Origin of the sequence: Sphingomonas sp. (genome assembly GCF_035490575.1) — a bacterium.
GTDB lineage: Bacteria > Pseudomonadota > Alphaproteobacteria > Sphingomonadales > Sphingomonadaceae > Sphingomonas.
Genome location: NZ_DATJLI010000128.1, coordinates 1 through 13,125, shown reverse-complemented (window position 1 = coordinate 13,125; position 13,125 = coordinate 1). Strand labels below are relative to the sequence as shown.

Sequence of the window (13,125 nt, the reverse complement as noted above, 5' to 3'; positions counted from 1 at the left end):
GTTCCACGCCAACGCCCCCTCCCCGCTTTCGGGTTCGAGCAGCGCGGCGGCGAGCAGGCCTAGCGGCTGATCGGCGGGCACGCGCACCGACCCGGCGGGCATGGTGATGCGGCGGCGTTCGTGCACGATGCGCCCGGTCAGCGGCACATGCCCTTCGCTCGGCGCGCCCAGTTTTGGCTCTTCGACACGCGCCATGTCGAGATCGATCGCGCGCGGGGCATCGATCATTTCCATCTCGATGCCCTGAATCCTCGCCGCCCGTATGATCGCCGTCGCGCTGGCGGGTATCCACCAGGCACGCGGCAGCGTCACCTTTTCGGCGGGCGACTGGCCGATCACCGGCACCTTCAAGGTGACAGGGCGGCCAGTCCATCGCAACTCCTCTCGCCCCGAAGCGGGCGATTGATAACGTTCGTTAGAAACCCCCCTGAAGTCCATGATGAAAAGCGGTTTTTCATCATTCTTCCATGTTGTGACCAGTTCGGTCGGCCGCGCGGCCCGGTCGGCGTCGATCGCGCGGCGCAGCGCCGCCGCTTCATCGCCCGCCGTTTTCAATGCCGTCTCCACAAAGACATAGGTGCCCAGCACCCGGCGGCGATAATTCTTCAGGCTGTGCGTCTCCAGCAATACCGTCGGCACGCGCGCATAGTCGCCCCATCCGGTCGAAAACCGCGGGGTGTCGGCGCCGTGCGCGATGCCCTTTTCGGGCGCGCGATTGTCCAGCGCATCGATATACAGCGCCGGCACGTGCCCCGCCGCCGTCAGGTCACGGTCGAACGCGGGCCGCAGCCGCTGGTCCAGCCAGCGCCCGATTTCACGGCTGTTGGCATATTTTCCATGCAGGCCGTTGAAATCGTAGGTAATGTCATACTGGTAATCGATCCCGTCAGTGACGTGCAGGTCCAGATACAGGATGGGGTCCAGCCGCCGGATCAGCCCCAGCATCGCCTGCATTTCCGGCGCATCGGCCTTCAGATAATCGCGGTTGAGGTTCAGGTTCTGCGCGGTCGTTCGCCAGCCCTGCATCATCGGCCCACGCTGGTTCGGGCGGCTGTAGCGCGAAGCGCGCTCATGCCCGTCGACGTTGAAGATCGGCACCAGCACCAGATCGACCCTGTCGAGCAGCGCGTCCTTGCCGCCGAACGCGATGTCGCGCAGCAGCATGAAGCCCGCATCCTTGCCGTCGATCTCCCCGGCATGAATGCCCGCCTGCGCCAGCACGACGGGGCGCCCCGGTCCCTTGCTGGCGCGGATCAGGAACAGGTCGCGCCCCTCGGGGCTGCGGCCGAACACTTCCAGTGTCAGCAGCGGCGATGCGGCGACCAGCTTCTCGGCAAAGGCGCGGGTGGCGGCGTAATCGGGCGTCCGCTCGAACCCGGCGGCTTCGGCGGGGGTGATCCATTCGCTGCCCGGTCTGGCGATCAGCCGCTCGCTTGCCCCACGCCACGGCATTTCGGGCGGCAGCGGCGCGGTCTGCGCGGCAAGCGGGGCGGTCAGAGTCAGGGCGAGCGAGGTCAGAAGGGTGCGGCGCATGGCCGCTTCCTACCCACGCCGCCCACCGCGCAAAAGCGCTAAAGCGCCGCCGCCGCCCACCACGCGAAACCCGCCGCCGCCAGCAATGTGCCCAGCGGCAACCGCTCGCCGCCACGCATCCCGCGCGCGATCGCGATGCACAGGCCGATGACACAGGCGATCAGCAAAACCCCCGGCAGCGCGCGCCAGCCCAGCCACAGGCCGATCGCCCCGAACAGCTTGGGATCGCCCCCGCCCAGCCCCATGCGCCCGCGCGCGCGGCGATACAGCGCCGCCACCAACCACAGCGCGCCGAACCCCGCCGCCCCGCCGATCAGCCGGACGTCGAGCGGCGGCGCGATGCCCACCGCCCCGCTTGCCAGCCCCGTGAGCGCCAGCGCCGCGACCAATGGGTTGGGCAACCAGAAAGCGCGCAGGTCGATCGCCCCCAAGGTCAACAGCAGCCAGCCGAACACCGCCCCCGCCACGCCCACCGCACCCGGCGCGACAATGCCTGCAACGACACCGATCGCCAGGGCCAGCACCTCCACGCCCAAATGAAAGCGCGCAATCCGCCCGCCGCACCGGCGGCACCGCCCGCGCAACCGCAGGAAGCTAAGAACCGGCACCAGATCTCCCGCCCCCAACTCCGCGCCGCAGCCATCGCACCGCGACCGCCCCTGCAATGCCGATTCGCCCGCAGGCCAGCGGATCGCCACCGTCGCGATGAAGCTGCCGAACACAGCGCCCAGCACGCCAAGCAGGATCGGCCAGAAGACGGGCGGTATCATCCCCCCGCCCCTAGCCGGGGTGGCCGATGCTCGCCAAGGTTTCAATCGCAACCGTCCGACCCTAAATCGCCTGGCAAACAGTCAGGAGAGCCAGATGCCCGCCGCCGATCCGATCGTCATCACCAGCTATGCCCGCACCCCGATGGGCAGCTTTCAGGGCTGCCTGAGCGGCGCGACCGCAACCGACCTTGGCGCGGCAGCGGTCGGCGCGGCGGTGGAGCGCGCAGGCCTGAAGGGTGAGGCGATCCAGCGCATCCATATGGGCTGCGTCCTGCCTGCTGGCCTTGGCCAGGCGCCCGCGCGTCAGGCGGCAATCGGCGCGGGCCTGCCCCAGCATGTCGAGGCGACGACGATCAACAAGATGTGCGGATCGGGGATGCAGGCCGCGATCATGGCGGCCGAAGCGCTGGCCGCCGGTTCCGCCGACTGGATCGTCGCGGGGGGCATGGAGAGCATGACCAATGCCCCTTATCTGTCCGCCCGCCACCGGAGCGGTGCGCGCATCGGGCATGATGTCCTCAAGGATCACATGTTTCTCGACGGGCTTGAGGACGCATATGAACCCGGCCGCCTGATGGGCAGCTTTGCCGAGGAGACCGCCGCCGAATATCAGTTCACGCGCGAGGAACAGGACGCCTTCGCCATCGCCAGCCTGGAACGCGCGCAAAAGGCGCAGGCTTCTGGCGCGTTCGACCGTGAGATCGTCCCCGTCGAGATCAGCGGGCGCAAGGGCACCGAGACGATCAGCCTCGACGAACAGCCCGCGCGCGGCGACGTGGCCAAGATCCCGACGCTGAAACCCGCCTTTTCCAAGACAGGGACGATCACTGCCGCAAACGCCTCCTCCATCTCCGACGGTGCGGCGGCGCTGATGATGACGCGCATGTCGGTTGCCGAAAAGTTCGGCCTGACGCCACTGGCGCGCGTCGTCTCCCACGCGGCCCACGCCCACGCCCCTGCCCGCTTCACCACCGCGCCGGTCAGCGCGATGCAGAAGGCGCTGGACAAGGCGGGCTGGAAAACCGGCGATGTCGACCTGTTCGAAGTGAACGAGGCTTTCGCCTGCGTCGCCATGATAGCGATGCGCGACCTGTCGATCGCGCATGACGTGCTGAACGTCCACGGCGGCGCCTGTGCGCTGGGCCACCCGATCGGCGCATCTGGCGCGCGCATCCTCGCGACCTTGCTTTCGGCGCTGGAAACGCACGGGCAGCGGCGTGGGCTGGCATCCCTGTGCATCGGCGGCGGCGAGGCGACGGCGATGGCGGTGGAGTTGGTCTGACGGCACTCGCATTCTCCGCCCCTCGTAACCCGGGGGCGGGGGTCCTATCTTCGCCTCTGGCACTTCCCACGGAACGAAGATAGAACGACGCGCATGAGCCTTACGCATATTTCGGTTCGCGGTGCCCGCGAGCATAATCTCAAGGGCGTCGATATCGACATCCCGCGCGACACGCTGACCGTCATCACCGGGCTGTCGGGGTCGGGCAAGTCCAGCCTGGCGTTCGACACCATCTATGCCGAGGGCCAGCGGCGTTATGTCGAGTCGCTGAGCGCCTATGCGCGCCAGTTTCTTGAGATGATGCAAAAGCCCGATGTCGATCATATCGAGGGGCTGTCGCCCGCGATTTCCATCGAGCAGAAAACGACCAGCCGCAATCCGCGCTCGACCGTGGCGACCGTCACCGAGATTTACGATTATATGCGCCTGTTGTGGGCGCGGGTCGGCATTCCCTATTCCCCCGCCACCGGCCTGCCGATTTCGGCGCAAACGGTCAGCCAGATGGTCGACCGCGTGCTGGCCTTGCCAGAGGGGACGCGGCTACTGCTGCTCGCCCCCGTCGTGCGCGGCCGCAAGGGCGAGTATCGCAGGGAGCTGGCAGAGTGGCAGAAGGCCGGGTTTCAGCGCGTCCGCATCGACGGCGAAACGTACCTGATCGAGGAAGCGCCCGCACTCGACAAGAAATACAAGCACGACATCGAGGTGGTGGTCGACCGGCTGGTGGTGGGCGGCGATATCGCCACCCGGCTGGCCGAAAGTTTCGAGGCAGCGCTGAAACTGGCCGAGGGATTGGCCTATGTCGATCTGGTCGACGGCGTGGTGCCGGGCCGTGAGGGTGAGGCGACTGACGCGGGCGCGATGAAGGGCGCGGGGATTCCGGCCAACCGCATCGTATTTTCCGAGAAATTCGCCTGTCCGGTGTCGGGCTTCACCATTGCCGAGATCGAACCGCGGCTGTTCAGCTTCAACGCGCCGCAGGGGGCCTGCCCCGCGTGCGACGGCCTGGGCGAACGGCTGGAGTTCGACCGGGATCTGGTCGTCCCCAATCATGACCTGTCGATCAAGAAGGGCGCGGTGGTGCCTTGGGCGAAGTCGAACCCGCCCAGTCCCTATTACATGCAGGTGCTGGGATCGCTGGCGCGCGAGTTCGGCTTCAAGCTGGATACGCCGTGGAAGGATCTGGCCACCGAGCATCAGGACGCGATCCTGTTCGGGACCAAGGGCAAGCCGGTCACGCTGACCTTTGTCGACGGCAAGAAGTCGTATGACGTCAAGAAGCCGTTCGAGGGCGTCATCGGCAATCTGAACCGCCGGATGCTCCAGACCGAAAGCGCGTGGATGCGCGAGGAACTGTCGAAATATCAGGCCGCACATGCGTGCGAGACGTGCGGCGGTGCGCGCCTGAAGCCCGAGGCGCTGGCGGTGCGCGTGGGCGATGCGACAATCTCGTCGATCACGCATCTGTCCGTGGTCGATGCGCTTGCCTGGTATGCAGCACTGCCCCAACAACTGACGCCGCAGCAGACCGAAATCGCGCGCGCCATTCTAAAGGAGATCGACGAGCGGCTGGGCTTTCTGAACAATGTCGGCCTCGATTACCTGAACCTCGACCGGACCAGCGGCACGCTGTCGGGCGGGGAGAGCCAGCGCATCCGGCTGGCCAGCCAGATCGGCAGCGGGCTGTCGGGCGTGCTGTATGTGCTAGACGAACCGTCGATCGGCCTGCACCAGCGCGATAACGACATGCTGCTGGCGACGCTCCGGCGGCTGCGCGACCTGGGCAATACGGTCCTGGTGGTCGAGCATGACGAGGATGCAATCCGCACCGCTGATTATGTGATCGACATGGGCCCCGGCGCGGGCGTGCATGGCGGCGAGATCGTCGCGCACGGGCCGCTCGAGAAACTGCTCAAGGCCAAGGGCAGCGTCACCGCCGATTATCTGAACGGCACGCGCGAAGTGCCGGTGCCGGCCAAAAGGCGAAAGGGCAATGGCAAGAAACTCACCGTCCACAATGCCACCGCCAACAATCTGCGCGGCGTGACGGCCAGCCTGCCGCTGGGCACCTTTACCTGCATTACCGGCGTGTCAGGGTCGGGCAAATCCAGCTTCACCATCGACACGCTCTATGCCGCCGCCGCGCGCACGCTGAACGGCGCGCGGGTGCTGGCGGGCAGGCATGACCGGATCGCCGGGCTGGAGCATTGCGACAAGGTCATCGACATCGACCAGTCGCCGATCGGCCGCACGCCGCGATCCAATCCCGCGACCTATACCGGCGCGTTCACCGCGATCCGCGACTGGTTCGCGGGCCTGCCCGAGGCACAAGCGCGTGGATACAAGCCCGGTCGCTTCAGCTTCAATGTCAAAGGCGGGCGGTGCGAGGCGTGTCAGGGCGACGGCGTGCTCAAGATCGAGATGCACTTCCTGCCCGACGTCTATGTCACCTGCGACGTATGCCACGGCGCGCGATACAATCGCGAAACGCTGGAAGTGAAGTTCAAGGGCAAGTCGATCGCCGACGTGCTGGACATGACGGTCGAGGACGCGGTCGAGTTCTTCAAGGCGGTGCCGCCGATCCGCGACCGGATGGCGATGCTGGGCGAAGTCGGCCTGGGCTATGTCAAGGTGGGGCAACAGGCGACCACCCTGTCCGGCGGTGAGGCGCAGCGCGTGAAGCTGGCCAAGGAACTGGCGCGTCGCTCGACCGGACAGACGCTCTACATCCTCGACGAGCCGACCACGGGTCTGCATTTCGAGGATGTGCGAAAGCTGCTGGAAGTGCTGCACGCGCTGGTCGAACAGGGCAATACGGTGGTGGTGATCGAACATAATCTCGACGTCATCAAGACCGCCGACTGGGTGCTGGACCTTGGTCCCGAAGGCGGCGTCAAGGGCGGCGAGATTGTCGCGCAAGGCACGCCGGAAACGGTGGCCGCCGAACCGCGCAGCTATACCGGCCGCTACCTTGCGCCATTGCTCAAGCGCGCCGGCGGTGCAGTGAAAGCGGCATAAGCGGGCGATCTTGGCTGCGTTCTGAAGCGGGACCTGCTTCGGTCAGGACATTACGGTCTGAATTGCGTCGGCAGGCCTGCTATTGCGACTTGCTCTCATAATCGTGTGCGGTCATAAGCGCGGGGATGACTTGTGCCGAATCCAGCTCATGCTGACCGCTGCCCTGATGCTTGTGGCCGCTATCGGGGCGTTGCTGCTTCGTTTCGGCTGGGATGCGCGTGAGCCGGCGCAGACGCGGCTGACGCTTGCGGGCTGGGCGGCGATTGCAGCGGCGCTGCTGGCGCTGACATTGCGCGACGGGGCCTGGGGACTGGCGATCGGCACATTGCCGGTGATGCTGGTCGCGGGATGCGTGCTGATGCGCGAGGCATGGGCATCCGCGGCACCCGCGCGACCGGCGCGCGCGGCGGACAGCGATCCCACGGTTCGGCTGCACGCGGCCGACTGGCGCGATGTCGGGCGTCGGCTCGCCATCTTTCTGCTGGTGGTGCCGGTATCTGGACTGGCCTCGCTAGTCGTCGGTCTGGCCGCCGCCGCCATGGTGCGCGCGGCAGGCGGGCTTGAGGGCGACGCCACCGTCCTAACGTTGTTCGTCACGCCGCTGGTGTGGAGCGTGCTGGGCGTCGCGCTGATGCTGGGAATGCGCGCGCGCGACATGCTGCGCCCGCTGGGTGCCGTCGCGCTGGTGTCCGGCGCTGTATTCTGGTCGCTTGGCTGAGGAAATCCGGATGCGCCTTCCCTCCCCCGATCTCGTCCGCCGCGCGCTTTCGGGCCATGCGGCGATCGGCCTCCTGGCAGGCGGCCTGCTCTATCTGATCTGTCTGTCGGGCACGATCGTGGTGCTGCGCGAGGAAATCCAGCGTTGGGAACAGCCCGACATCGCCGAGACGATGACGATCGCGCCACAGGCGCTGCAACGCGCCGCCGAAAATGTGCTGGCGACCGAGGCAGGCAAGAAGCCGACCGAGCATTTCTATATCCACATGCCCAACGACGCACTGCCGCGCACCGTCGTCACGACCGACCATCAGGCAGTCTATGTCGATGGCGCCGGCAATATCGCCGGCAAGGAAGCGCATGGCTGGACCGAGTTCCTCATCAACCTGCACATCTATCTGCACATCCCCGGCACGCTGGGCCTGACGATCGTCGGCGCGCTCGGCGTGATGATGACCGCGTTGATCCTGGGCGGCGTGCTGGCCCATCCGCGCATCTTTCGCGACGCTTTTCGCCTGCGCGCGCGGGGGCAGAAGCAGCTTGCGCTCGCCGACTGGCACAACCGGCTGGGCGTGTGGACGCTGCCCTTCGGCCTGGCGCTGGCGCTGACCGGCGCGATGATCGGGCTGGGCGGGGTCGCGGCCTATGCGATCGCGGGCAAATGGTATGGCGGCGATCTTGAGGCAGCCTATGCGCCGATCTTTGGCGGCGAACCCGCGCATGACGACCGACCCGCGCCGCTGGCGAACATCGCCGCCGCCACCGCGCATATGCGCTCGGCGCATCCCGATCTCGCGCCGACCTATGTCATCCTCCACGAACCGGGCACGCGCGGTCAGTATCTGACGATCATCGCCAAGCATCCGCGCCGGCTGATCTATGGCGACACCTATACCTTCGATGCCGATGGCCAGCCGACCGGCAAGGTCGGCATGAGCGACGGCAATCTGGGGCGGCAATTCGCGGCGTCGACCTATGACCTGCATTTCGGCGCGTTCGGTGGCCTTCCGGTGCGGCTGGTGTTCGTGCTGCTGGGCGTGGCAGTGACGGTGGTGTGCGGCACGGGCATGTCGATCTGGCTGGTCAAACGGCGTCAGCGCGGCCGCGCCAGTCCGCGGCTGGAATCGATGTGGGCCGTCACCATCTGGGGCGCGCCGGTGCTGTTCTTCGCTGCATTGATTCAGCGCACGCTGTTCGGTGCAGAAGCGCCGATGGTTGCGCTGTTCTGGATCGGCTTGGCCGTCATGACCGCCGCCGCGATGCTGACGCCGCGGGCGGAGGCATGGAGCCGCGCGCTTCGCCTGATGCTGGGCACATTGATGGTCGGAACCGGCATCGTCCATGCCGCCACGATGGAAAGCGGGATCGCGGCGCTGATGGTGATCGATCTGGCGTTGATCGCCGGGGGAGCGGCATTCATCGCCCCCGCCCTTCGCCGCCTCAGCGCCCGGCCGCGCGGGGAACCGGAAATGGCGCCCGCCGAGTGATGGCGCGGCGGGCAAAGGGGATTGCGATCCCCCTGCCCGCCGTCTAGCGCCACGGGCACTGGCCCCGTAGCTCAGCTGGATAGAGCAAGTGCCTTCTAAGCACTAGGTCGCAGGTTCGAGTCCTGCCGGGGTCGCCACGCTTCCCCCCTCGCCGCACCCTGCCTTCACGACCGCGCGCACGGCACTGGTGCGGCACCCGCCTGCACCAGCCGCGCGCCCGACAGGGTCAGGTCCAGCGCGCCATCGGTCGTGATCGACAGCGGTGTGGTGATCCGGCGCATATCGGCGCCTGCATGGGCAAGGCAGGCAAGCGGCACGGCAATGCGCGTCCATTCGCCGGGCTTCGCCGCACGCAATGCCGCGTCGATCGGGACGCTCCCCGCGCACCCTTCGCCACATTCGGCACGCAGCGCGACGGCACGCGAAGGAGCGCGGTCGACACGCACGTCCACCTCGATCGCCAGGTCGCCATTGGCCTCACGCGTCAGGTCGATCGGTTCGTCGCCAACAATCGCCGCTACCGCAGGGCCGCGCCCGGTCCAGGTCAGACGAACACTGTCCTCCTGCGCCCGGCGATCGGCGCCGCGCGCGGTGATAAGGTCGGGGCCAGGATTGGCCGACAGCGCGCCCGGCGCGCCGATCAGCAAGCGGCGTCCCGCCCCGGCCCGTCCGGCCGTGAACAACTGGTTGCGGTCAGCCGATGCCGCCGTCGCCCGCTTTTCGGACAGGACCGGCACCGCGCCGTCATCGGCCAGTGACAGGCCATAACCATAGGGAAACAGCGGCACATAATCGGCATCACCGACATTCAGCGCCGTCTGGTCGCTCTCGCGCGGCCAACTATAGGGCAGCTTGCCCCGGAAATCGGCCTTGCCGAACAGCATGTCGGCAACCCCGCCGCCCTCCGATCCGGGTAGCCAGGCTGCCACGAATGCGTCGGATGCGTTCAGGTGCGGATTGACCCACATCGGTCGCCCCGACAGAAACACCGACACGGTCGGAATCCCCTGTTCCTTCAACCGGCGCAGCACCGCCAGATGGTCGCCCGCATCCTCGAACGCGACATCGCTGCGATCGCCCTGAAACTCGGCATAGGGATTTTCGCCGAACACGACGACGGCGACATCGGGACGCGCGCTGAACCGCCCGTCGGCGGCCAGTTCCAGCTTGCCGCCCGCATCGCGAACCGCGGCGCGCATCGCCTCGGCGATCGTTTCGCCGTTCGGGAAATCGCTGCGCTGAGTATCGGTGCCTTGCCAGGTCAACGTCCAGCCGCCGGTCTGCTTGGTCATGCTGTCGGCGCCGTCGCCCGCCAGCAGGATGCGCGCACCGGGCTTGAGCGGCAGGACATGACCCGCATTTTTCAACAGGACCAGCGATTCACGCACCGCCTGTCGCGCCACCGCGCGGTGGTCGGCGCTGCCAAGCAATTCAAGGCGCCCCGCCAGCGGTCGGGACGATGGCTTGCCCGCATCGAACAGGCCCGCGCGCAGCTTGACGCGCAGGATCCGGCGAACCGCGTCATCGAGCACCGGCATCGCCAGCGACCCTGTGCGCGCCTGCGCCAGCGTGTTCTGCCACAACCCCTTCCAGCTGTCGGGCGCCATCGCCATGTCCAGACCCGCCTCAAAGGTCTGGCGGCAATTGTCGGCGGTGCATCCCGCCACTTGGCCATGCCCGTTCCAGTCGCCGACCAGCAGGCCGTCAAAGCCCCAGCGATCCTTGACCACGCCGCGCAGCAACGACTTGTTGCCGTGCATCTTGACGCCGTTCCAGCTTGAAAAGCTGACCATGATCGATTGCACGCCGGCCTCGATCGCGGGGACATAGGGGGCGCTGAACAGCGTCATCAGCCCGCGTTCGTCAATGCGCGCATCGCCCTGGTCCTTGCCGCCCGCGGTGCCGCCATCGCCCAGGAAATGCTTGGCGGTCGCCACGATGTGCGGCCCGCGCAGCCAGTCGCGGTCGCCGACGCGGCCCTGCAACCCTTCGATCAAGGGCCGCGCGTAGGACGTGGCGATTTCGGGATGCTCACCAAATCCCTCGTAGGTCCGCCCCCAGCGGTCGTCGCGAACGACCGCCAGTGTCGGGGCAAAGGTCCAGTCCAGCCCGGTCACGCGCATTTCGATCGCCGTGACTTCGCCGATCCGGCGCATCAGTTCGGGATCGCGCGCAGCCCCCAGTCCGATGTTATGCGGAAACAGCGTGGCGCCGACGACATTATTGTGGCCGTGCACGGCATCGCTGCCCCACATCAGCGGGATGCGCGGCAAATTGCCCTTCGGGCGCATCGACGCTTCGTAAAAGGCGTCCGCCGCCTTCAGCCATTCGGGCGCGGGCGCGTTATAGGCGCCGGTGGGTGTCGAATTCCCACCGTTCAGGACCGAACCGAGATGATAGCGGTGAACATCGTCCGGTGTGATGCTGGCGATATCGGCCTGAATGACCTGTCCGACCTTCTGCTCCAGCGACATGGTGGCAAGCAGTTGCTCGATCCGACGCTCAACCGCCGGGTCCCTGGTATCCGGCGCGCGCAGGATCGGCCAGTTCGCGGGATCGGCGACCCCGACCCCCTGGACGACGGCCTGTGTCTGTCCGTGTCCGGCGATCGGCGCCAGCGCGACGCCCGCCATCAACAATGCCGGCCCGAAGGCGCTGCGCCAGTTCATCGATTCCCCTCCCGCACCATGATTGGTGACAGCGTTGTCTATGCCGTCCGGTCGGCAACTGTCAACGACGGGCGATCCGATCCTATCTTGTCAGACCGTCGGCACGCCGCCATCGTCGCGCCTGGCGATTGTTCGGACAAGAGGCATTGATGAAGACCCATGACCCGCGCGGCAGGCGGGCGCGCGCGACGATTACCGATGTCGCGCGATTGTCGGGCACATCGATCAAGACCGTGTCGCGCGTGTTCAACAACGAACCGTTCGTACGCCCGGCGACGCGCAAGCGTGTTCTCGATGCGGCAGCCGAACTGGATTATCACCCCAATATCGCAGCCCGCAGCCTGGTTCAGGGTCGATCCTTTCTGATCGGCCTGTTCTATGAAAATCCAAGCCCCAATTATGTCGTGGACCTGCATACCGGGTCGCTCGACCGGCTGCATGGGGAGCGTTATCAGTTGCTGCTGTTCCCGTGTGAAAGCGTCGCCAACATGTCGGGCCGTTTGCTACAGGTCGCGCGCGCTTCGGGGCTGGAGGGGCTGATCCTCGCGCCGCCGCTGGGCGATGATCCGCAAACGCTGCAGGAACTGACCGGCGCGCACTTTCCGTTCGTCCGCATCGCCCCTACCACCGCACCGGGCGCTTCGCCATCGGTCGGGATCGACGATGTGTCGGCGGCACGCCAGATGACGCGCCACCTGCTCGACTTGGGCCATCGCCGCGTCGCGTTCGTGCACGGCGATCGGCTGCACCCGTCAACGATGCTGCGTCATGACGGGTTTCTGGAAGCGCTGGGCGAACGCGGCGTCACGCCCGACCCGGCTTTGCTGGAGGAGGGGAATTATACGTTCGAATCGGGCGTCGCGGCGGGGCGACGGCTGTTCGCCTCGCCGATGCGACCGACGGCCGTGTTCGCGGCGAACGACGACATGGCCGCAGGGGTGCTGATCGCCGCGAAGGAACGCGGGCTGGACGTGCCGCGACAGGTTTCCATCGCGGGCTTTGACGACAGCCTGGTCGCACGGGTGGTCTGGCCCCAGTTGACGACCATTCGCCAGCCGACCTGTGACATGGCGAAACAGGCGACCGATGTCCTGCTGGCGATGATCGATAATCGGGCGTTCGACAGCGAAACCCGGCTGGATCACCAGTTGCTGGTCCGCGCGTCGACCGCTGTCGCGCTGGCCTGATCGCCGTTCAATGGACGATCGGCGGGGTTTCCGCTTCGCGCAGGAACTTGATCGCGCGATCGATCTGACGCCAGCGGCAAAAGGCGGCGATATTGCCCAGCGTGCGGCTGTGATCGGCGCGCGACCGCGCTTCCCCGGCAGCGGCCTCGCCCAGTTCGAGCATCAAATGTTCGGCGTCGCGCAGGTCGCCGGCATGGGCCAGATAAAATGGAAGCATCGCCGTGTCCCAACCACGAACCGTGCCAGTTCCGCGCCGCCCGCGCCGGGCCCCGCGCACGAGGGTTAATGACGTCCTGCCGTTCATCCCGAAGCTGGACGACCGCATCAAAGCGGGACGGCTGGCATCCCATGCCGGGACATGGCATGGCGTCGGCATGACCGATCCCCGATCCACAAGCGGCCCCGTCGCGGGCGGCGCCATCCTGGCTCTAACGATATTGGCGGGTGTCGTCATCGGCCTGATCG

General features: G+C 66.8%; 9 protein-coding genes and 1 tRNA gene. 6 read left to right on the top strand and 4 right to left on the bottom strand.

Annotation, left to right across the window (positions count from 1 at the left end; all coding sequences use genetic code 11):
• Together VL973_RS09665 and VL973_RS09660 are read right to left on the bottom strand one after the other, a co-directional pair.
• The coding region (locus VL973_RS09665; RefSeq protein ID WP_325283811.1) for a M14 family metallopeptidase at positions 1 to 1,533 on the bottom strand (1,533 nt) is incomplete at its 3' end.
• A gap of 38 nt (positions 1,534 to 1,571) precedes the next feature.
• Entirely contained in the window at positions 1,572 to 2,303 is a 732-nt protein-coding gene (locus VL973_RS09660; protein ID WP_325283810.1) for a prepilin peptidase, read from the bottom strand.
• A 94-nt stretch (positions 2,304 to 2,397) separates the two neighbouring features.
• Here VL973_RS09660 and VL973_RS09655 point away from each other — a divergent pair, with 94 nt between their 5' ends.
• The 5 genes from VL973_RS09655 to VL973_RS09635 all read left to right on the top strand — a co-directional run bounded on the left by VL973_RS09655 (position 2,398) and on the right by VL973_RS09635 (position 8,941).
• A complete protein-coding gene (locus VL973_RS09655) occupies positions 2,398 to 3,585 on the top strand; it encodes an acetyl-CoA C-acyltransferase (protein WP_325283809.1) in 1,188 nt (395 codons plus the stop codon).
• Between the two features lie 93 nt (positions 3,586 to 3,678).
• Positions 3,679 to 6,600 carry an excinuclease ABC subunit UvrA gene (uvrA, locus tag VL973_RS09650; RefSeq protein WP_325283808.1) on the top strand — a complete coding sequence of 974 codons (2,922 nt, stop codon included), beginning with the start codon at positions 3,679 to 3,681 and terminating at the stop codon, positions 6,598 to 6,600.
• Between the two features lie 166 nt (positions 6,601 to 6,766).
• Positions 6,767 to 7,318 carry a hypothetical protein gene (locus VL973_RS09645; protein ID WP_325283807.1) on the top strand — a complete coding sequence of 184 codons (552 nt, stop codon included), beginning with the start codon at positions 6,767 to 6,769 and terminating at the stop codon, positions 7,316 to 7,318.
• Between the two features lie 10 nt (positions 7,319 to 7,328).
• A complete protein-coding gene (locus tag VL973_RS09640; protein ID WP_325283806.1) occupies positions 7,329 to 8,804 on the top strand; it encodes a PepSY-associated TM helix domain-containing protein in 1,476 nt (491 codons plus the stop codon).
• A gap of 60 nt (positions 8,805 to 8,864) precedes the next feature.
• A tRNA-Arg gene (locus tag VL973_RS09635) sits at positions 8,865 to 8,941 on the top strand.
• A 27-nt stretch (positions 8,942 to 8,968) separates the two neighbouring features.
• Here VL973_RS09635 and VL973_RS09630 read toward each other — a convergent pair.
• Positions 8,969 to 11,473: an exo 1,3/1,4-beta-D-glucan glucohydrolase gene (locus VL973_RS09630; protein WP_325283805.1), complete on the bottom strand. Its 2,505-nt coding sequence runs from the start codon at positions 11,471 to 11,473 to the stop codon at positions 8,969 to 8,971.
• A 149-nt stretch (positions 11,474 to 11,622) separates the two neighbouring features.
• On the opposite strand from VL973_RS09630, the gene VL973_RS09625 reads away from it, so the two are divergent.
• Entirely contained in the window at positions 11,623 to 12,660 is a 1,038-nt protein-coding gene (locus VL973_RS09625) for a LacI family DNA-binding transcriptional regulator (RefSeq protein WP_325283804.1), read from the top strand.
• A gap of 7 nt (positions 12,661 to 12,667) precedes the next feature.
• On the opposite strand, the gene VL973_RS09620 is transcribed toward VL973_RS09625, so the two are convergent.
• Complete coding sequence (locus VL973_RS09620) at positions 12,668 to 12,877, bottom strand: hypothetical protein (RefSeq protein WP_325283803.1); 210 nt, start codon at positions 12,875 to 12,877, stop codon at positions 12,668 to 12,670.
• Between the last annotated feature and the right edge of the window lie 248 nt (positions 12,878 to 13,125).